At 59.1% G+C, this 20,839-nt stretch carries 16 protein-coding genes and 1 pseudogene; all 17 read right to left on the reverse strand.

All coding sequences use genetic code 11. From position 1 onward, the window contains the following. Positions 1–26: 26 nt before the first annotated feature. Positions 27–1,352 carry an OprD family porin gene (locus KBP52_RS29335; protein WP_212621547.1) on the reverse strand — a complete coding sequence of 442 codons (1,326 nt, stop codon included), beginning with the start codon at positions 1,350–1,352 and terminating at the stop codon, positions 27–29. Between the two features lie 425 nt (positions 1,353–1,777). Next, positions 1,778–1,870 (reverse strand): annotated as a pseudogene (locus KBP52_RS30625) (transcriptional regulator); the annotation flags it as partial. A gap of 620 nt (positions 1,871–2,490) precedes the next feature. Then, complete coding sequence (gene nuoN, locus KBP52_RS29345) at positions 2,491–3,954, reverse strand: NADH-quinone oxidoreductase subunit NuoN (RefSeq protein ID WP_007920173.1); 1,464 nt, start codon at positions 3,952–3,954, stop codon at positions 2,491–2,493. Between the two features lie 7 nt (positions 3,955–3,961). Then, the gene (gene nuoM, locus KBP52_RS29350) at positions 3,962–5,494 is read right to left on the reverse strand and encodes an NADH-quinone oxidoreductase subunit M (RefSeq protein WP_016986254.1); all 1,533 of its coding nucleotides are present in this window, start codon (positions 5,492–5,494) and stop codon (positions 3,962–3,964) included. A gap of 39 nt (positions 5,495–5,533) precedes the next feature. Then, positions 5,534–7,387 (reverse strand): NADH-quinone oxidoreductase subunit L, encoded by a 1,854-nt coding sequence (nuoL, locus tag KBP52_RS29355; protein ID WP_034155128.1) that lies wholly within the window; start codon positions 7,385–7,387, stop codon positions 5,534–5,536. Then, entirely contained in the window at positions 7,384–7,692 is a 309-nt protein-coding gene (gene nuoK, locus KBP52_RS29360; RefSeq protein ID WP_003223790.1) for an NADH-quinone oxidoreductase subunit NuoK, read from the reverse strand. Before nuoK ends, nuoL begins: the two co-directional genes overlap by 4 nt. Before the next feature lie 3 nt (positions 7,693–7,695). Continuing rightward, positions 7,696–8,196, reverse strand: coding sequence for an NADH-quinone oxidoreductase subunit J (gene nuoJ, locus KBP52_RS29365; protein ID WP_007920176.1), 501 nt, complete (start codon positions 8,194–8,196; stop codon positions 7,696–7,698). A gap of 9 nt (positions 8,197–8,205) precedes the next feature. Next, positions 8,206–8,754 (reverse strand): NADH-quinone oxidoreductase subunit NuoI, encoded by a 549-nt coding sequence (gene nuoI, locus KBP52_RS29370; protein WP_007920177.1) that lies wholly within the window; start codon positions 8,752–8,754, stop codon positions 8,206–8,208. A gap of 11 nt (positions 8,755–8,765) precedes the next feature. Next, on the reverse strand, positions 8,766–9,773 hold the full coding sequence (gene nuoH / locus KBP52_RS29375) for an NADH-quinone oxidoreductase subunit NuoH (protein WP_007920179.1): 1,008 nt from the start codon (positions 9,771–9,773) through the stop codon (positions 8,766–8,768). Next, positions 9,770–12,484 (reverse strand): NADH-quinone oxidoreductase subunit NuoG, encoded by a 2,715-nt coding sequence (gene nuoG, locus KBP52_RS29380; protein ID WP_102899360.1) that lies wholly within the window; start codon positions 12,482–12,484, stop codon positions 9,770–9,772. The genes nuoH and nuoG overlap by 4 nt, the downstream gene beginning before the upstream one ends. A 136-nt stretch (positions 12,485–12,620) precedes the next feature. Further along, on the reverse strand, positions 12,621–13,976 hold the full coding sequence (gene nuoF, locus KBP52_RS29385) for an NADH-quinone oxidoreductase subunit NuoF (RefSeq protein WP_007920184.1): 1,356 nt from the start codon (positions 13,974–13,976) through the stop codon (positions 12,621–12,623). Next, complete coding sequence (nuoE, locus tag KBP52_RS29390) at positions 13,973–14,473, reverse strand: NADH-quinone oxidoreductase subunit NuoE (RefSeq protein ID WP_212621549.1); 501 nt, start codon at positions 14,471–14,473, stop codon at positions 13,973–13,975. The genes nuoF and nuoE overlap by 4 nt, the downstream gene beginning before the upstream one ends. A gap of 2 nt (positions 14,474–14,475) precedes the next feature. Further along, positions 14,476–16,260 (reverse strand): NADH-quinone oxidoreductase subunit C/D, encoded by a 1,785-nt coding sequence (gene nuoC / locus KBP52_RS29395; protein WP_016987416.1) that lies wholly within the window; start codon positions 16,258–16,260, stop codon positions 14,476–14,478. A gap of 73 nt (positions 16,261–16,333) precedes the next feature. Beyond that, complete coding sequence (locus KBP52_RS29400; RefSeq protein WP_007920192.1) at positions 16,334–17,008, reverse strand: NADH-quinone oxidoreductase subunit B; 675 nt, start codon at positions 17,006–17,008, stop codon at positions 16,334–16,336. Positions 17,009–17,018: 10 nt separating this feature from the next. Further along, complete coding sequence (locus tag KBP52_RS29405; RefSeq protein WP_003223812.1) at positions 17,019–17,432, reverse strand: NADH-quinone oxidoreductase subunit A; 414 nt, start codon at positions 17,430–17,432, stop codon at positions 17,019–17,021. 638 nt (positions 17,433–18,070) lie between these two features. Continuing rightward, positions 18,071–19,396, reverse strand: a complete 1,326-nt coding sequence (gene aceA / locus KBP52_RS29410) for an isocitrate lyase (protein WP_007920195.1) — start codon at positions 19,394–19,396, stop codon at positions 18,071–18,073. Positions 19,397–19,870: 474 nt separating this feature from the next. Then, entirely contained in the window at positions 19,871–20,632 is a 762-nt protein-coding gene (locus KBP52_RS29415; RefSeq protein WP_212621550.1) for a secretin N-terminal domain-containing protein, read from the reverse strand. Positions 20,633–20,839 lie beyond the last annotated feature (207 nt).

Below are 20,839 nucleotides of genomic sequence, written 5' to 3' on the forward strand. Positions count from 1 at the left end.
AAGGTGAATTTGCATCAACCGCGCAATCAGAGAATCGCCAGCGGATACTCGACAATCACCCGCACTTCATCCAGATCCGACTCGAACGCCGTGGCGCGAGTTGTGGCCTGGCGCAAGCGCAGCGACAGGTCTTTCATCGAACCGCTTTGCACCACGTATTTGACTTCGATATCGCGCTCCCAACGTTTCTGATCGGTCAGCGGATTACCCTCGGCATCGCGGCGTATGTACACGGCGTTGGCGTTCGAATAATCGGCGTCGGTGCCGCGTGCGTAACGGGTCATGAATGACAGACCGGGCACGCCATAGGTCGTCATGTCGAGGTCATACCGCACCATCCACGAACGTTCTTTCGGCGAGTTGAAGTCGCTGTACTGGATCGAGTTGTCGAGGAATATCGAGTCGGACTGGCGCAGGTAATCGAAGTCGTCATTACCGTTGTTGCGCTGGCGGGAGAGGGCGACGGAGTGGGCACCAAGCTTGACGCCAACGCGGCCGCTCCAGATGTTGTTGTCGAATTCGCCGAGCAGTTGTTTTCCCTCGTCGACGGCTTTGTAATAGTTCAGGCCACCGAACAGTGATAGGTCGTCCGACAGCGGATACGTCCATGCGGTACCAGCGTAGTACTGGTTCCAGGCATCCTTGAGCCGACTGGAGTACAGGCTGAAACTGAGATTCTTGTTCAGCGCATAATCGCCACCGCCATAAGCGATCCACGGCGAATTGACTGGACCTGCGTAGAACGTGGCGAAGTTCTCGCGCATGTCGCTGGACACCGGTTGGCTCATCGCATGCAATCGACCGCCCTGCACCGACAGACCTTCGATGCTGGTGTTGCTCGCCGTCACCCCGCGAAAACTTTCCGGCAGCAAGCGCGAGTCACCGGCCGCGACCATCGGGTTGACCGGGAACACATCACCGACCTTGATCACCGTATCGAACGCCCGGATTTTCGCGGCACCGCCCACCTTGGTGTATTCGTCCCGCGCCTCGCCGTCACTGTTGACCGGCAACACATCAAACGAACTGCGCCCGCCATTACGGCCGTCACCGGTGTCGAGCTTCAGCCCGATCATCGCAAACGCATCAACCCCGACGCCGACGGTGCCTTGAGTAAAACCGGATTCGAACCTGCTTATCACCGCGTGCGCCCAGGCTTCGGAATAACCGTTGCCGGTCGGGTTGGACTGGCCGTTGCGATGATCACGATTGAAGTAGAAGTTGCGGTTGAGCACTGTCAGGCTGCTGCCTTCGACAAAGCCTTCAGGCTTGTCTTCAGCAAACACCGTGGACGGCCCGGCGCCGACCACCACCGCTAAAGCAGCCATCGATATTTTTGTAGGGTTAACCATCAAACACTCCTTGGGTTCGGCAGGACGGGAACGTATTGTTCGACGGGGCAGGGCCCGCCGGCATGGTCGCCGGGTGACATCGTTGCAAGCTGCGGATAACGCCAAGGTGATGAGGGAATTACAATTTCGTCATGTGGTTGTATGGATTGAGTGAGCGCCACGCAAACCTGTGGGAGCGAGCTTGCTCCGGGCGGCGTTCCGACGAAAGCGGAGTGCCAGGCTCTGAAGAGGGTTGATGTGCCGACGCCTTCGTCGGAACGCCGCCCGGAGCAGGCTCGCTCCCACAGTAATCCGGATGATTCTGATAGATCGCATGTGAGCGGATGTGGCTTTTATCTTTCGAAGGTATCCAGCAAGCCATGTGATACAGATGCATCAATTTCGGCGGGAAGTATGAGTTTGCCTTTCATGGCGCCGATCCGTGTTACCCGGTTCTTCTTCAAGGTGATTTTGCCTTGGCGTTCTTCGGCTAACGCATCAAGGCCATTCATCAATTCTGAATAAATATCCCGCTTCATGGTTCGTGGATCTCCACTTGATATATGATCCCCGAATTTAACGAAAAATGTCTTCTACGGAATGTCAGCCATTGCTCAGGGGTTTGCAGGCAAATTCCTAAAAAGGGGAGGGCGTTGAGATCAAAAGACCTCAGTCTTCGGCATCTCCTAAAGGCTGTGATCTTTTGACGGTAACTCTACAAAACGAAACTGGCACTCGAAGGTGCCGTTTTGCGTAGCTAGTAGACTTTTGTGCTTCTACGTTACTTGCGATCCAGCGCTATTTCTTTACGGTTAATGACTTTCTCGTTCACGACGCGACGTACAACCGGAGCAGAAGGTTTATGGGGAGGTGTCGGTCTGGTCGCGTCCTCAGGTTTTGATTGGCCATTTGTGTTGTTCATTTCTGATTTCCGCTGGAGTTTTATTTTCTCGTTCCTGAAGACGGACTCGATTTGGATCGATGTCTTTTACGTCGAACAAGATAAGCAAAAAGCCAAATTCTGGCTGTAGGAGGAACCCAACAGTAGGGCGCGAGATTTCGGGGATTTCAGTAGGAAGGGCATAGCATTGGTAAAAGATCCCACAAAAACAAAAACGGCACCCGAAGGTGCCGTTTTCATTTCTAGCCAGCCAAGCTATCAGCCCGCCAGACCCGCCTGCTGAACCAGAGTCAGCAATGGCTGCGGGTACACACCCAGGAAGAACGCGACCAGGGCGATGGCCAGCAGCATCACGCCGCCTGCCTTCTGTTCCCAGTGCAGCTGGGCGTCGTGGCGACGCAGGTTTGGCTCGATCAGGTACAGGGTGACCATCACGCGCAGGTAGTAGAAGACGCCGATGGCGCTGCCCAGTACCAAGGAACCGACCAGCCACCATTGGTGCGATTCGACACCGGTAGCGATGATGTAGAACTTGCCGATGAAGCCAGCGGTCAGCGGGATACCTGCCAGCGACAGCATCATCACGGTCAGCACGGCGGTCAGGTACGGACGGCGCCAGAACAGGCCGCGGTATTCGTACAGGGCGTCCGCGTCACGGCCGTTGTACGGCGAGGACATCAGGGTAATCACGCCGAAGGCGCCGAGGCTCGTGATCACGTAGGTGACCAGGTACACGCCGATGGCTTCCACCGCCAGACCCTTGCTCGCCACCAGGGCGATTAGCAGGTAGCCGAAGTGCGCGATGGACGAGTAACCGAGCAGACGCTTGAGGTTGCTTTGGGTCAGGGCCAACAGGTTACCGAACAGGATCGAGGCGATCGCGATTACGGTCAGCACGTCGCTCAGTACACCACTGCTCGCGGCAGGGGAGATCTGGAACAGACGCACCATCACCGCAAACACCGCAACCTTGGAAGCGGTCGCAAGGAACGCCGCCACCGGTGCCGGAGCACCTTCGTAAACGTCCGGCGTCCACAGGTGGAACGGTACCAGCGACAGCTTGAACGCCAGACCGATCAGCATCATGCCCAGGCCCAGTTGTGCCAGCGAGCTAGGCAGGCCAGTCGCAGCCAGAGCCTGACCGATACCAACGAAGCTCAGCGAACCCGAGTCGGCGTACAGCAGCGCCATACCGAACAACAGGAACGCGGAACCGGCGGCCGACAGCACCATGTACTTGATGCCGGCTTCCAGCGAACGCTTGTTGAAGAAGGCGTAAGCCACCAGACCGTAAACCGGTACCGAGAGCAGTTCCAGACCGATGAACAAACCGGCCAGGTGCTGCGCGCTGACCAGAACCAGACCACCGGCGGCGGCCATCAGGATCAGCAGGTACAGTTCTTCACGGTTGCCTGGGTAACCCGAACCGCCATCGCCCAGATAGGCGTGGGCGAGGGTGACGCAGGCGAGTGTGGCGACCAGGATCAGCGCCATGTACAGGCAAGCGAAGGTGTCGATTTGCAGCAATGGGGTCACGGCCAGAGGCGCGACTTTCAGGGCTGGGAGGATCGACAGCAAGGCCAGGTTCAGACCGGCGACCGAGATCAGGAAGGTCTGCGAGTGGTTGCGGCGCCAGGCGATTGCCAGCATCACCACGATAATGGTGAGGCTGGTGATCAACAGTGGCGCAAGCGCAATAAAGTGTTGAATCGTGAATTCCATAGCGCTCTTACCGGGCCGAAGCGAGTTGAGTGAAGGCGGTGCCGAGCCACTGCTGCACGCCATGCATCGTGGCGGCAGACGTGTCGAGGAACGGTTGCGGGTAGACGCCGAGGTAAACCAGCAGCACCGCAAGGCCCAGCACCATGATCAGTTCGCGAGCGTCCATGCCGTGCAGGATCGAATCCGATTTCGACGGACCGAAGTAGGCACGGTGGATCATGATCAGCGAGTAGACCGAACCGAACACCAGACCGGAGGTGGCAATCGCAGTGATCCACGGCCAGCTTGCGAAGGAGCCGATCAGGATCAGGAACTCACCGACAAAGTTACCGGTACCCGGCAGACCCAAGGACGCGGCTGCAAAGAACAGGCTGATCGCCGGCAGGTAAGCGATACGCGACCACAGACCGCCCATCTCACGCATGTCACGCGTGTGCAGACGCTCGTACAACTGACCGCTGAGGATAAACAGTGCGGCTGCCGAGACACCGTGCGCCAACATCTGGATCACTGCACCTTGCAGGGCCAGTTGGCTGCCGGAGTAGATGCCGATCAACACGAAACCCATGTGGGAAACGGACGAGAAGGCGATCAGACGCTTGATGTCGGTTTGTGCGAAAGCGAGGAACGCACCGTAGAAGATCCCGATCAGACCGAGGGTCATGGCGATCGGCGCAAACTCGGCCGAAGCGTTCGGGAACAGCGGCAGAGCGAAACGCAGCAGACCGTAGGCAGCGGTTTTCAGCAAGATACCGGCGAGGTCGACGGAACCGGCAGTCGGCGCCTGGGCGTGGGCATCAGGCAACCACGAGTGGAACGGTACGACCGGCAGCTTGACCGCGAAGGCGATGAAGAAGCCGAGCATCAGGATGTACTCGGTGGTCATCGACATCTTGGTTTTCAACAGGTCGGCGTAGTTGAAAGTAATCACGCCAGTGTTGTTGAAGTTGACCAGCACCAGACCGAGGATCGCCACCAGCATGATCAGGCCGGAAGCCTGAGTGAAGATGAAGAACTTGGTCGCTGCGTAGATCCGGGTTTTCTTGCCGTCCGAAGAACTGTGACCCCAGAGCGCGATGAGGAAGTACATCGGCACCAGCATCATTTCCCAGAAGAAGAAGAACATGAACAGGTCGAGGGCGAGGAACACGCCGACAACGCCGCCCAGGATCCACATCAGGTTCAGGTGGAAGAAGCCAACGTGACGTTGAATCTCTTTCCACGAGCAGAGTACCGAGAGGATACCCAGCAGGCCGGTCAGCAGGATCATCAACAGCGACAGGCCGTCGAGGGCCAGGTGCACGTTGATGCCGAAGCGCTGGATCCAGACATGCTTGAACTCAAGCGCCCAGGTCGGATCGGCGCCAGGCGCCGGGGCAAATGAATAGTCACCGTGGGCCCACAGCCAGAGGCCGAGGGCGAGTTCCAGGGTCATGGTCAACAGCGCAATCCAGCGCGGGAGGGTAGCGCCGAAGCGCTCACCCATCCAGCACAGCAGGCCGCCGATGAAGGGGATCAGGATTAGCCAAGGCAGAATCATGACGGGCTCGTTTCCTTTCGCAAATTCGCAAGGTTCATATCAGACCGCTACCAGCACGATGGCGCCAATCACCAGCACGGCACCAGCAGCCATCGAAGCAGCGTACCAACGCAGTTGACCGGTCTCGGTGCGGCTCAGGGCAGTGTGACCACCCTTGGCCATACGCGGGATCAGACCGATGGTCTGGTCGAGCGGGTCTTTGCGCAGTACGTGGCTGATCGCCAGGTAAGGCTTGACGAACAGTTTGTCGTAGATCCAGTCGAAGCCCCAGGCGGCGAACCACCAGGCCGAAAGGAAACGGCCGATGCCGCTGTTGGCGACTGCCGTGACGAAGCGACGCTTGCCGAGGAACAGCAGCGCTGCCAGCAGGATACCGGCCAGGGCAATGGCGCCCGAAGCGATTTCCAGGCTGTGCTTGGCTTCGCCACCGGCATGACCAACGCTTTCTGGCAGAACGCCGTGCAGCGGCGGCACGATCATCGCACCGACGAAAGTCGACAGTACGATCAGCACCGACAGTGGCAGCCAGTGCGAGATGCCGTGACCGGCGTGGGCTTCGGTCTTGGCTTCACCGTGGAACGTGATGAAGATCAGGCGGAAGGTGTACAGCGACGTCATGAACGCGCCGACCAGACCTGCGTAGAGCAGACCGTGGTTGCCGCTGGCGAACGCTTCCCAAAGGATTTCGTCCTTGGAGTAGAAGCCTGCGGTGACCAGTGGCAGAGCAGCGAGGGCGGCACCACCAACGATGAAGCTGGCGTAGGCCAGCGGCAGTTTCTTCCACAGACCGCCCATCTTGAAGATGTTCTGCTCGTGGTGGCAGGCAACGATCACCGCACCGGAAGCAAGGAACAGCAAGGCCTTGAAGAAGGCGTGGGTCATCAGGTGGAAAATCGCGCCATCCCATGCACCAACGCCCAACGCCAGGAACATGTAGCCGATCTGGCTCATGGTCGAGTAGGCGAGGATACGTTTGATGTCGGTTTGGACCAGCGCGGCGAAACCGGCCAGTACCAGCGTCACACCACCAACGATGCCGACCAGGTGGAGGATTTCCGGTGCCAGGGTGAACAGACCGTGGGTACGGGCGATCAGGTAGACACCGGCAGTCACCATGGTCGCGGCGTGGATCAGTGCCGACACCGGGGTCGGACCAGCCATCGCGTCCGCGAGCCAGGTTTGCAGCGGCAGTTGTGCCGATTTACCGACCGCGCCACCCAGCAGCATCAAGGTCGCCAGGGTGATCCAGAAGTCGCCGACCTGGAATTTCTGCGGTGCCAGCACCAGCAGTTCCTGGATGTTCAGCGTGCCGACTTGCTGGAACAGGATGAACAGGCCGATGGCCATGAACACGTCGCCGATCCGGGTCACGATGAAGGCCTTGAGTGCGGCGTTACCGTTGTTGCGGTTGCTGTAGTAGAAACCGATCAACAGGTACGAGCACAGGCCCACGCCTTCCCAGCCGAAGTACAGGAACAACAGGTTATCGCCGAGCACCAGGAACAGCATGCTGGCGATAAACAGGTTGGTGTACGAGAAGAAGCGCGAGTAGCCCGCTTCGCCGCGCATGTACCAGGACGCGAACAGGTGGATCAGGAAACCCACACCGACAACCACGCCGAGCATGGTGATCGACAGGCCGTCGACGTAGAGGGCGAAGTCAGGCTTGAAGCCTTCGACCGCCATCCACTTCCACAGTACCAGGGTGTAGTGACCGCCTTCGGGGGGTGCGACGTTGAATTGCCAGATGACGTAGGCGGCGACAATCGCCGACAAGCCAATGGAACCCACGCCGATCAGCGCCGAGAGGTTTTCCGACCAGCGTCCACGGGAGAACGACAGCAGCAGGAAACCGATCAGGGGGAATACGAAAGTCAGAAAGATAAGATTCATCCGCGCATCTCACTGGCAGCGTCGATATCGAGCGTGTGGAAGCGGCGATACAGTTGCAGCAGGATCGCCAGACCAATACTGGCCTCGGCGGCTGCAAGGCTGATCACCAGGATGAACATGATCTGTCCATCCGGCTGGCCCCAACGGGCGCCAGCAACAATGAACGCCAGTGCAGAGGCGTTCATCATCACTTCCAGACTCATCAACACGAACAAAATGTTGCGGCGGACCATCAGGCCGACCAGACCAAGGCAGAACAGGATGCCGGCAACGGCCAATCCATGTTCGAGAGGGATAGCAGGCATGTCTTACTCCTTCGCCTCGTTACGGCCCAAATGGAACGCCGTGACGGCTGCAGCAAGCAGCAGCATCGAGGCGAGTTCGACCACCAGCAGGTACGGGCCGAACAGGCTGATGCCCACGGCTTTCGCGTCTACGGTGGTGTGGCCGATGGCCTGACCGCTCTGGTGAGCGAACAGCACATACAGCAGTTCGGCCAGCAGCAGCGCGGCGAGAATCACCGGACCGGCCCAGATGCCGGGCTTGAGCCAGACGCGTTCTTGCTGAACCGAGGCCGGGCCGAGGTTGAGCATCATCACCACGAACACGAAGAGCACCATGATGGCGCCGGCGTAGGCGATCACTTCCAGCACGCCGGCGAACGGTGCGCCGAGTGCGAAGAAGGTCATGGCCACGGCGATCAACGAGATGATCAGGTAGAGCAGGGCGTGCACAGGATTGGTGTTGGTGACTACGCGAAGCGTGGACACAACAGCGATACCCGATGCGAAATAGAAAGCGAATTCCATCGTTCTTCCTTAAGGCAGCAAGCTCTTCACGTTGATCGGTTCGGCTTCGTTCTGCGCGGAGCCTTTCGGCTTGCCAGCGATTGCCATACCTGCAACACGATAGAAGTTGTAATCAGGGTTTTTGCCGGGGCCGGAGATCAACAGATCTTCTTTCTCGTACACCAGGTCCTGACGTTTGAACTCGGCCATTTCGAAATCCGGGGTCAGCTGGATCGCGGTGGTCGGACAGGCTTCCTCGCAGAGACCGCAGAAAATGCAGCGCGAGAAGTTGATACGGAAGAAGTCCGGGTACCAGCGACCGTCTTCGGTTTCAGCTTTCTGCAGCGAGATGCAACCCACCGGACAAGCCACGGCGCACAGGTTGCAGGCAACGCAACGCTCTTCGCCATCGGGGTCGCGGGTCAGGACGATGCGACCACGGTAGCGTGGTGGCAGGTAGACCGCTTCTTCCGGGTATTGCAGGGTGTCGCGCTTGCGAAAGCCATGGCCGAAGACCATGACCAGGCTGCGCAACTGGGTACCAGTACCCTTAACGATGTCGCCAATATATTTGAACATGGGTCAAATCCTCACTGAACCGCGACTGCAGGCGTGTTCCACAACACGACCGCAGCGGTCACCAGCAAATTGATCAGGGTCAGTGGCAGGCAGAATTTCCAGCTGAAATCCATCACCTGGTCATAACGCGGACGCGGAATGGAAGCGCGCAGCAGGATGAACAGCATGATGAAGAACGCGGTCTTCAGTGCGAACCAGACGAAGGCCAGTTGCGGCAAGATGCCGAACGGACCGTGCCAGCCACCGAAGAACAGGGTGACCAGCAGCGCCGAGATCAGGATGATGCCGATGTATTCACCGACGAAGAACATGCCCCATTTCATACCAGCGTATTCAATGTGGTAACCGTCGGCCAGTTCCTGTTCCGCTTCCGGCTGGTCGAACGGGTGACGGTGAGTCACGGCGACGCCAGCGATGAAGAAAGTACAGAAGCCGAAGAACTGCGGAATGATGAACCACAGGTTCTGCGCCTGGTACTCGACGATGTCGCGCATGTTGAACGAGCCGACCTGAACCACGATGCCCATCAGGGCCAGGCCCATGAACACTTCGTAGGACACGGTCTGCGCCGACGCACGCAAGCTGCCGAGCAGGGCGAACTTGTTGTTACTCGACCAGCCGGCGAACAGCACCGCGTAGACCGACAGACCGGCCATGGCGAAGAAGAACAGCAGGCCGATGTTCAGATCCGCGACGCCCCAGGTCGGGGTGATCGGGATGATCGCAAACGCGATCAGCAGGGCGGACATCGCCACCACCGGTGCCAAAGTGAAGATCACTTTGTCGGCAAACGGCGGGGTCCAGTCTTCCTTGAAGAACATCTTCAGCATGTCGGCGGCGATCTGGAACATGCCGAACGGGCCAACGCGGTTCGGACCGTAACGGTCCTGCCACCAGCCCAGCAGGCGACGTTCGACAAAGCTGAGCAACGCGCCCGCAACCACTACGGCCAGCAGAATCACGATGGCTTTGACGACCGAGAGGATCACATCGATCACTTCAGGGGTGAACCAGGTCATTGCGCTGCCTCCTGCAGACCGTCGACGGATACGCCGGCGAATGCCGGTGGAATGCCGGCGATGCCCGCAGGCAATGCCACTAGACCGGCGCCCAGTTCTTCATTGATGCGCAGCGGCAGACGCAGGGTCTGACCGGCCACGTTCAGGCTCAGCAGCGCACCGTCGTTGACGCCCAGACGATCCGCTTCGGACTTGGCCAGAGCAACGTATGGAGCCGGAATGCGCTCTTGAACCGGTGCGGCTTTCGAAGAGTTTTCTTCGCTGCCGAACAGGTGGAAGAACGGCACGGCTTGCCAGGTGCCCGGCGCCGGATTGAATGCACGCGGTGCGGCAGCGAACCAATTCAGCGAATCGCCGGTGCTTTCGATCAGGCGGGTGCCCGGGTCGCCAGCGCGGATGTGACCGCCGACTTCGTCCTGGAACTTGTTCCACGCTTGTGGCGAGTTCCAGCCCGGCGACCATGCAAATGGTACTTGCTGACGCGGTTCGGCAGAGCCCGAGTAACCTTCCATGGAGAAGGCGAACGCGGTGTCTTTGTCTTGCGGGGTGCGTGGTTCGTGAACGCTGATGTCGGCGCGCATCGCAGTGCGACCGGAATAACGCAGCGGCTCACGCGCCAGTTTCAGACCCTTGATGCGGAACGCCGCCGATGGTGCAGCGTCGACGATACGCGCCAGTTGCTCGGTGCTCGAAGCAACGGCAGCGGTGACGTGGTCGAGTTGCGTCCAGTCGATCGGCTGGTTCAGCAGGGTCGCGCGCAGGGCGTGCAGCCAGCGCCAGCCTTCGTGAACCAGGATGCTCGCGTCCATGTATTGCGGGTCGAAAACCTGGAAGAAGCGCTGGGCGCGACCTTCCTGGCTGACCAGCGTACCGTCGCCTTCAGCGAAGCTTGCGGCTGGCAGAACCAGATGCGCGCGGTCGCTGGTAGCCGTCTTCTGATGGTCAGCAACGATCACTACTTGCGCAGCGTTCAGCGCGGCATCGACCTTGTCTTTGGCGGTGCGGGTGTACAGATCGTTTTCCAGCACAACGATCGCGTCAGCCTTACCGTCGATGACGGCTTGCAGCGCCGCATCCACCGACTCGCCACCGAGCATGGCCAGACCGAGGCTGTTGGCTTCCGGCACGATCAGGCTGATCGAACCGTTCTTCTCGCGCAGCTTCAGCGCCTTGGCGATGTTCGCCGCGGCTTCGATCAAGGCTTTGGAGCCCAGCGAAGTACCGGCAATGATCAGCGGACGTTTTGCAGCGAGCAGGGCGTCAGCGATGCGCTGAGCCAGTTGCAGTGCTTCGGCGTCCAGACCTTCAACGGCCGGGGCGCTGGCGTCCAGCGCGTGAGCCACGGCGAAACCGATGCGTGCCAGATCGTCAGGAGCGGCGTGTACGCATTCTTCAGCGATGTCGTCGAGCTTGGTTTCCGCCAGGCTGGCGATGAACAGCGGGTTCAGCGCGTGCTGACCGATGTTCTTCACCGCGGCGTCGAGCCAAGGCTGAACGCGCATGGCTTCGGCCATGTCTTCAGCTTTGCCTTTGACCGATTGACGCAGGGACAGCGCCACACGGGCGGCGGTCTGGGTCAGGTCTTCACCGAGCACGAAAATCGCGTCGTGATCTTCGATGTCGCGCATGTTCGGCACTGGCAGCGGGCTGTCTTTCAGCACTTGCAGGACCAGACGGATGCGTTCCAGTTCGGAGGCTTCGATGCCCGAGTAGAAGTGCTCGGCGCCAACCAGTTCACGCAACGCGTAGTTGCTTTCGAGGCTGGCACGCGGCGAACCGATACCGACGATGTTGCGACCGCGCAGCAGGTCAGCGGCTTTATCCAGTGCAGCATCCAGACCGAGCTTGGTGCCGTCGGCCAGCAGCGGCTGACGTGGACGGTCGGTGCGGTTGACGTAGCCATAACCGAAACGGCCACGGTCGCAGAGGAAGTACTGGTTCACCGAACCGTTGAAACGGTTTTCGATGCGACGCAGCTCGCCGTAACGCTCGCCCGGGGAGATGTTGCAACCGCTCGAGCAGCCATGGCAGATGCTCGGCGCGAACTGCATGTCCCACTTACGGTTGTAGCGCTCGGAGTGAGTCTTGTCGGTGAACACACCGGTCGGGCAGACCTCGGTGAGGTTGCCGGAGAACTCGCTTTCGAGGGTGCCGTCTTCAACGCGACCGAAGTACACGTTGTCGTGGGCGCCGAACACACCGAGGTCGGTGCCGCCAGCGTAATCCTTGTAGAAACGCACGCAGCGATAGCAAGCGATGCAGCGGTTCATTTCGTGGGAAATGAACGGGCCCAGTTGCTGGTTCTGGTGGGTGCGTTTGGTGAAGCGATAACGGCGCTCGTTGTGGCCGGTCATCACGGTCATGTCTTGCAGGTGGCAATGACCGCCTTCTTCGCACACAGGGCAGTCGTGCGGGTGGTTGGTCATCAGCCATTCAACAACACTGGCGCGGAACGCCTTGGATTCTTCATCTTCGATGGAGATCCAGGTGTTGTCGGTGGCAGGGGTCATGCAGGACATGACGATGCGACCACGGGTGTCGTTCTCGTCGGTGTACTGCTTGACCGCGCACTGGCGGCAAGCCCCGACGCTACCAAGCGCGGGGTGCCAGCAGAAATAAGGGATGTCGAGGCCCAGCGACAGACATGCCTGTAACAGGTTGTCTGCCCCGTCGACTTCGAGCGCTTTGCCGTCTACGTGGATAGTGGCCATGGTTCAAAGGTCTTCGTTGGCCCGGTGTCAGCGGGCGTGGCTAATGGAATCTTGTTATCCGTCCGAATCCAGTCAGCCCCGAAAGGCGTCATCGGACGAAAGGCGAAGGGCACGGACCCTTCGCCTTTTTAAGCGTTTACGCGCCGATTACGATCGGCCTTGCCAGAGGCGGGACGGCGGCGCTGACTGGCGCGATACCGGCTTCGAACTCTGGACGGAAGTATTTGATGGCACTGCCCAACGGTTCCACGGCACCCGGTGCGTGAGCACAGAAGGTCTTGCCCGGGCCGAGGAAGTTGACCAGACCCAGCAGGGTCTCGATGTCGCCTGGCTGACCGCGGCCTTGTTCGATGGCCATCAGCAGCTTGACGCTCCATGGCAAACCATCACGGCACGGGGTGCAGAAACCGCACGACTCGCGAGCGAAGAACTGCTCCATGTTGCGCAGCAGCGAGACCATGTTGACGCTGTCGTCCACCGCCATGGCCAGGCCGGTACCCATACGGGTGCCCACTTTGGCGATGCCGCCGGCGTACATTTGGGCGTCGAGGTGTTCAGGCAGGAGGAAACCGGTACCGGCGCCACCTGGCTGCCAGGCCTTGAGCTTGAAGCCGTCGCGCATGCCGCCGGCGTAGTCTTCGAACAATTCGCGACCGGTGACGCCGAATGGCAATTCCCACAGGCCGGGGTTTTTGACTTTGCCGGAGAAGCCCATGAGCTTGGTGCCCATGTCTTCGCTGCCTTCACGCGCCAACGATTTGTACCAGTCAACGCCGTCGGCAATGATCGCCGGCACGTTGCACAGGGTTTCCACGTTGTTCACGCAAGTCGGCTTGCCCCACACGCCGACGGCGGCAGGGAAGGGCGGCTTGGAGCGCGGGTTGGCGCGGCGGCCTTCGAGGGAGTTGATCAGTGCGGTTTCTTCACCGCAGATGTAACGCCCGGCGCCGGTGTGGACGAACAGCTCGAAATCGAAGCCGCTGCCCAGAATGTTCTTGCCCAGCAGGCCCGCAGCCTTGGCTTCTTCCACGGCACGGTTGAGGTGCTTGGCGGCGGTGGTGTATTCGCCACGCAGGAAGATGTAGCCACGGTAGGTTTTCAGTGCGCGAGCACTGATCAGCATGCCTTCGATCAGCAGATGGGGCAGTTGCTCCATCAGCATGCGGTCTTTCCAGGTGTTCGGCTCCATTTCATCCGCGTTGCACAGCAGGTAGCGGATGTTGATGGATTCGTCTTTGGGCATCAGGCCCCACTTCACGCCAGTGGGGAAGCCTGCACCGCCGCGACCTTTCAAGCCTGCGTCTTTCACGGTCTGGACGATAGCGTCCTGATCCATGTCGGCGAAGGCTTTGCGCGCAGCGGCGTAACCGTTCTTGGCCTGGTACTCGTCGAGCCACACGGCCTCGCCGTCATCGCGCAGACGCCAGGTCAGCGGGTGAGTCTCGGCCGAACGCTGAATGCGGTTGGCAGGACCGAAAGATGTCAGGGTCATACGTAGCCCTCGAGCAGTTTGGCGACGCCAGCAGGCTGCACATCACCAAAGGTGTCGTCGTCGATCATCAGCGCCGGTGCCTTGTCGCAGTTGCCGAGGCAGCAGACAGGCAGCAGGGTGAAACGACCGTCGGTGGTGGTCTGACCCAGGCCGATGCCCAGATTGTTCTGGATTTCGCTGACCACCGACTCGTGGCCGCCGATGTAGCAGACCATGCTGTCGCAGACGCGAATGATGTGACGGCCAACCGGCTGACGGAAAATCTGGCTATAGAACGTCGCCACACCTTCAACGTCGCTGGCCGGGATGCCGAGGATCTCGCCGATCGCGTACAAGGCGCCATCCGGCACCCAGCCGCGTTCCTTCTGAACGATCTTCAGGGCTTCGATCGACGCCGCGCGCGGGTCTTCGTAGTAGTGATGCAGCTCGTGCTCGATGGCCGAGCGCTCGGTTTCACTGAGGGTGAAACGGTCTGTCTGGATAAGCGTGCTGTTCATGCTTAGCGGTCCACGTCGGCCATAACGAAATCGATACTACCCAGGTACGCAATCATGTCCGCGACCATGCTGCCTTTGATCACCGAAGGGATCTGTTGCAGATGCGGGAAGCTTGGAGTGCGGATCCGGGTACGGTAGCTCATGGTGCCGCCGTCGCTCGTCAGGTAATAACTGTTGATGCCCTTGGTCGCTTCGATCATCTGGAAGGATTCGTTGGCCGGCATCACCGGGCCCCACGAAACTTGCAGGAAGTGCGTGATCAAGGTTTCGATGTGCTGCAGCGTGCGTTCTTTCGGCGGCGGCGTGGTCAGCGGGTGGTCCGCCTTGTACGGGCCTTCCGGCATGTTGCGCATGCACTGGTCGATGATCTTGATGCTCTGGCGCATCTCTTCGACGCGAACCATGCAGCGGTCGTAGGCATCGCCGTTGGCCGCCAGCGGCACTTCGAACTCGAAGTTCTCGTAGCCGGAGTACGGACGCGCTTTACGCAGGTCGAAATCGCAACCGGTCGAACGCAGGCCAGCACCGGTGACGCCCCATTCCAGGGCTTCTTTGGTGTTGTACTGGGCGACGCCGATGGTACGGCCCTTGAGGATGCTGTTCTGCAGGGCAGCCTTGGTGTATTCGTCGAGGCGTTTTGGCAGCCATTCAACGAAGTCTTTCACCAGTTTTTCCCAGCCGCGCGGCAGGTCGTGGGCAACACCACCGATGCGGTACCAGGCCGGGTGCAGACGGAAACCGGTAATGGCTTCAATCACCGTGTACGCCTTCTGGCGGTCGGTGAAGGTGAAGAACACCGGGGTCATGGCGCCGACGTCCTGGATGTAAGTCCCGAGGAACAGCAGGTGGCTGGTGATCCGGAAGAACTCGGCCATCATGATGCGGATGACGTCGACCTTCTCAGGCACCTTGATGCCGGCCAGCTTCTCGACCGAGAGTACGTACGGCAGGTTGTTCATCACGCCGCCGAGGTAATCGATACGGTCGGTGTACGGGATGAAACTGTGCCACGACTGACGCTCGGCCATCTTCTCGGCACCACGGTGGTGGTAACCGATGTCCGGCACGCAGTCGACGATCTCTTCACCGTCCAGTTGCAGAATGATGCGGAACGCACCGTGCGCCGAAGGGTGGTTCGGGCCGAGGTTGAGGAACATGTAGTCCTCGTTCGGGCCGGAACGCTTCATGCCCCAGTCTTCCGGACGGAAGCGCGCGGCTTCTTCCTCAAGCTGTTGCTTGGCGAGGTTGAGGCTGTACGGATCGAATTCGGTGGCGCGCGCCGGGAAGTCCTTGCGCAGCGGGTGACCTTCCCAGGTCGGCGGCATCATGATGCGCGACAGGTGCGGGTGACCTTTGAAGTCGATACCGAACATGTCCCAGACTTCACGCTCGTACCAGTTGGCGTTCGGCCAGATGCTGGTGACGGTCGGCAAGCTGAGGTCGCTCTCGGACAAGGCGACCTTGATCATCACGTCACTATTACGCTCCAGCGACATGAGGTGATAGAACACGGTGAACTCGGCGTCGCTCGGCAGCCCTTGACGCTTGGTGCGCAGACGCTCGTCCACACCGTGCAGGTCATAGAGCATGACGTACGGCTTGGGCAGGTTGCGCAGGAAAGTCAGGACTTCGACGAGTTTGGCACGCGCCACCCACAGCACCGGCATGCCGGTGCGGGTCGGCTGGGCGGTGAACGCCTCCGGGCCAAAACGGTTGTTCAATTCAACGACCACATCCTGGTCGTCTGCCTTATAAGGCGGGATGTACAGAGCACTGCCTGTAGTCATGGTTATTTTTTCGCTTTCGGTCAACGTAAAGAATGAAGCCAGCTTCTCGTTTCTTTGTCAGAACAGATCTGGATCAGACTTCGTCAGGGCTGCGCAGGTTGGTGACTGCGATTCGCTGTTCGCGGCGCTCTTCTTTCTGCGAAGGCATGTCGGCGCGATAAACGCCTTGATCGCCAACGACCCAGGAAAGCGGACGACGCTCCTTGCCGATCGATTCCTGCAGCAGCATCAAGCCTTGCAGAAATGCTTCCGGACGAGGAGGGCAGCCAGGTACGTAGACGTCCACGGGCAGGAACTTGTCCACCCCTTGAACCACAGAGTAGATGTCGTACATGCCACCGGAGTTAGCGCACGAACCCATGGAGATCACCCACTTCGGCTCGAGCATCTGCTCGTAGAGACGTTGGATGATCGGCGCCATCTTGATGAAGCAGGTGCCGGCGATAACCATGAAGTCGGCCTGACGCGGCGATGCCCGGATCACTTCGGCGCCAAAGCGCGCGATGTCGTGGGGCGCCGTGAAGGCGGTGGTCATTTCCACGTAGCAGCACGACAGGCCGAAGTTGTACGGCCACAGGGAGTTCTTACGTCCCCAGTTGACCGCGCCACTCAGCACGTCTTCCAGCTTGCCCATGAAAATGTTTTTGTGGACTTGATCTTCTAACGGATCGGAAACGGTTTCCCGTTCGCCAATCGGATATTGCTCGTTAGGAGCATCGGGGTCGATCCTGGTGAGATTGTATTGCATTGCCAAAGCCTCATTGTTTCAGCTTCGCCTGCCGCTTGCGACGAGCTTCCGGAGCCCAGTCAAGGGCGCCCACTCGGAACAGGTAGACAAGACCTGCCAACAGAATTGCTATGAAAACGAGAGCTTCGACGAATCCGGTCCAGCCGCTTTCGCGGACGGACACAGACCATGCAAAGAGAAAGAGGGCTTCGATATCGAAGATCACGAAGAGCATCGCGACCAGATAGAATTTGGCTGAGAGCCGCAAGCGGGCGCCACCGGTGGGTAGCATGCCGGACTCGAACGGTTCGTTTTTGCTGCGACCCCAGGCTTTTGACCCGAGGAGGCTGGAGACGCCAAGCATGAAGGCACACAGGCCGACGACACCCAGAAGGAAAATGGCAAAGCCCCAGTTGTGGGCCATGAGTCCTGTCGCTTCGGGCATGCTGGTAATCCTTAACAGAGAGCAAAGGTCTCTGAGCTTGATAAAGAAATAGGCAGTGACGATATGTCGCAGCAATCAATCGCGCTGATTTTATGGCTAAACACCCTGCAAGTAAAATTCCTATAGCGAAATTATTTATTGGAATAAGGACATAGCGCATCTCCAATGCCCTGCAGCCCATGCGTAGCGGGCATTAGGCGGGTTTATGCAAATAATGTTTTGTAGGGAATGTAACGAACATAGTTGCGGCTAAATGATAATTGATATCGTTTGGAGTGGTTTTGTAACTGTTTAACGGGAGGTCAGTTGGGAAGTTGTCTTACTTGCACGTTACTGCAAGTAGCGACGGCGCCCGTTTTAGCGGATTTTTCTGACGGATGTACCGCGCTGGATCAATGTTTTCTCCGAACGACACCGATCCCTGTAGGAGTGAGCCTGCTCGCGATAGCGGTGGTTCAGTCACCGCTGCGCAATCTGACCCACCGCTATCGCGAGCAGGCTCACTCCTACAGGGATTTGTGGTGTTCATTGAATCGGGGCAAAAAAAAACGCCCCGAACCAGTCGGGGCGTCAGTTTTGCGGCTCTGCAGTTAGCTTTCTGTACGATCCGCAGAGGCCGTTTGCTCAGCGAAGCCGAATCAGTGGAACTGTTCTTCTTCAGTCGAACCGGTCAGTGCGGTGACCGAAGACGAGCCACCTTGAATCACGGTGGTCATGTCGTCGAAGTAGCCGGTGCCCACTTCCTGCTGGTGAGCCACGAAGGTGTAACCCTTGGCAGCGTCGGCGAATTCCTGCTCTTGCAGCTTCACGTAGGCAGTCATGTCGTTGCGGGCGTAGTCGTGCGCCAGGTTGAACATGCTGTGCCACATGTTGTGAATGCCGGCCAGGGTGATGAACTGGTGCTTGTAACCCATGGCGGACAGTTCGCGCTGGAACTTGGCGATGGTCGCGTCGTCGAGGTTTTTCTTCCAGTTGAAGGAAGGCGAGCAGTTGTACGACAGCAGTTGGTCCGGGTATTCCTTTTTGATCGCTTCAGCGAAACGACGAGCCTCGTCCAGATCCGGTTTGGCGGTTTCGCACCAGATCAGGTCGGCGTATGGAGCGTAAGCCAGGCCACGGGCGATCGCTTGATCGAGGCCGGCACGGACCTTGTAGAAACCTTCCTGAGTGCGCTCGCCAGTCACGAACGGCTGGTCGTACGGGTCGCAATCGGAGGTCAGCAGGTCAGCAGCGTTGGCGTCGGTACGGGCCAGAATGATGGTCGGAGTACCGGCAACGTCAGCCGCCAGACGCGCAGCGGTCAGCTTCTGTACGGCTTCCTGAGTAGGAACCAGTACTTTGCCGCCCATGTGACCGCATTTTTTCACGGAAGCCAGTTGGTCTTCGAAGTGAACGCCAGCGGCGCCTGCTTCGATCATGCTCTTCATCAGCTCGTAGGCGTTCAGAACGCCGCCGAAACCGGCTTCAGCGTCAGCCACGATCGGCGCGAAGTAGTCGATGTAGCCATCGTCGCCCGGGTTCTTGCCGGCTTTCCACTGGATCTGGTCAGCACGACGGAACGAGTTGTTGATGCGCTTGACCACGGTTGGCACCGAGTCCACCGGGTACAGCGACTGGTCCGGGTACATGGATTCTGCGGAGTTGTTGTCCGCAGCCACTTGCCAGCCCGACAGGTAGATCGCCTGGATACCGGCTTTAACCTGCTGAACAGCCTGGCCGCCGGTCAGGGCGCCCATGCAGTTGACGAAATCTTTCTCAGGACGGAAGGACGGCTTGGCACCCTGGGTGACCAGGTTCCACAGCTTGTCGGCGCCCATTTTTGCAAAGGTGTGCTCAGGTTGAACCGAGCCACGCAGACGGACGACGTCAGCAGCGGAGTAAGTGCGTGTCACGCCTTTCCAGCGCGGGTTTTCAGCCCAGTCTTTTTCGAGGGCTGCAATTTGCTGTTCGCGTGTCAGTGCCATGGAGATAAACCTCGTCGCGTCTTTTATGAAAAGTTGTTCTGCGGTGGAAAATTCCTGCGCTCGCTGACCAGAAGCTTAGGTGGTCAAGGCGGATTCGGCGGGGTAGGCGACGGGATGAACGATGGGCTCGAGGGGAAGTGAGCAGGTAGTGGCGGACTGCGGGCGCATGCGGGCGTCGTGGGCCTTTATACGGTCTACAGTGTGATGCCGGGTTACCTAAATACGCTTCCGTCCCTCGGGACAACTTCGTTCCAGTCGGCAACCTCGTCAAACACACCTTGTGGGCGGTACAGACACGAAGCGGTTCGCGGGGTAGGTGCGAACATCGCTTCGAAGGCCCTTGCCAGGGCCTCTGATTAGCGGGAGCGAGGCCATCATGCCTTCGCTTTTTTACCCCGTCAAACGTTTTGTAGTGCTTTTTTTCAAGCACTACATCTTTCGTCTAATACGACTAATCAGTCAGTTTTTGGTGCTTTAGTCCAAGGCGTCGACTTTGACCCGCAAGGTCATGTCATCCCGGCCTTGAGTCGAGTAGTTGCGGGTCAGGCCCTGTTTGTCGGCCTGAGTCTGGCGATTGACGCCGGCGAGGGTGATCCACTCACCGAGGCGCCCGCTGACAGTTGTGTCGGTGCTTTGCACGTTCACTACATCGGGACGTTCCTGGCTCATGCGGTCACGGTTGGTGCTGATCGCCAGGTGAACGATGTCGCCGGTGACGCTGGCGGTAACGTAGAAACCCTGGGTGACGTTGCGGTATTGGGTCTGGCTGCTGTAATCGCCATAGGAGTTGGTCTGGCTGCTGGTGATCGGCACACTTTGACCGACCTGAATCAGCGCCGGCATGCCATCGGTGGCCTGCACTTGCTGGACGCCGCCTTCACGGCTGGCGGTGCTGCGGCTGATGATGCGGGTCTGGTTTGGCTGCGCGCCGTTGACCGAATAGCCTTCGTCGCCACGGCCATTGTTTTCGTTAGTGTCGACGGTGATCAGCAGGCGCTTGGGTGCGGTGTCCAATTGCGTGATCAGGGCTTTGAGTTCCTGAATCTTGTCCGGCTCGGCCTTGATGATCAGCTGGTTGCCATAGGCGCTGACCTGACCGTCCTTGCCGAGGAAGTCTTGCGCCATCGGCAGCATGTCGGCGCTGGTGCGGTAATTGAGAGGCACGATTTCTGTGGCTGCCATCACCGAAAAACTGCAACCGAGCAGCAGGGTGGTGAGCAGGGTGCGTAGGGACATGTCCGTTATCTCCGCTTTCGAAAGGCTTGATATTGCCAGTTTGTCGGCCCGGGGTGGGGCAAGTTGAATCGTAGACAGCAAAACGCCCCGGCATCGGTTGATGTCGGGGCGTTTTGTGGTGTTCTCGAGGGCCTCTTCGCGAGCAGGCTCGCTCCCACATTAAATCTCTGTCTGACACATATATCGTGTCCGCTGGAGATCCCCTGT

Source organism: Pseudomonas sp. SCA2728.1_7, from assembly GCF_018138145.1.
GTDB classification, from domain to species: domain Bacteria; phylum Pseudomonadota; class Gammaproteobacteria; order Pseudomonadales; family Pseudomonadaceae; genus Aquipseudomonas; species Aquipseudomonas koreensis_A.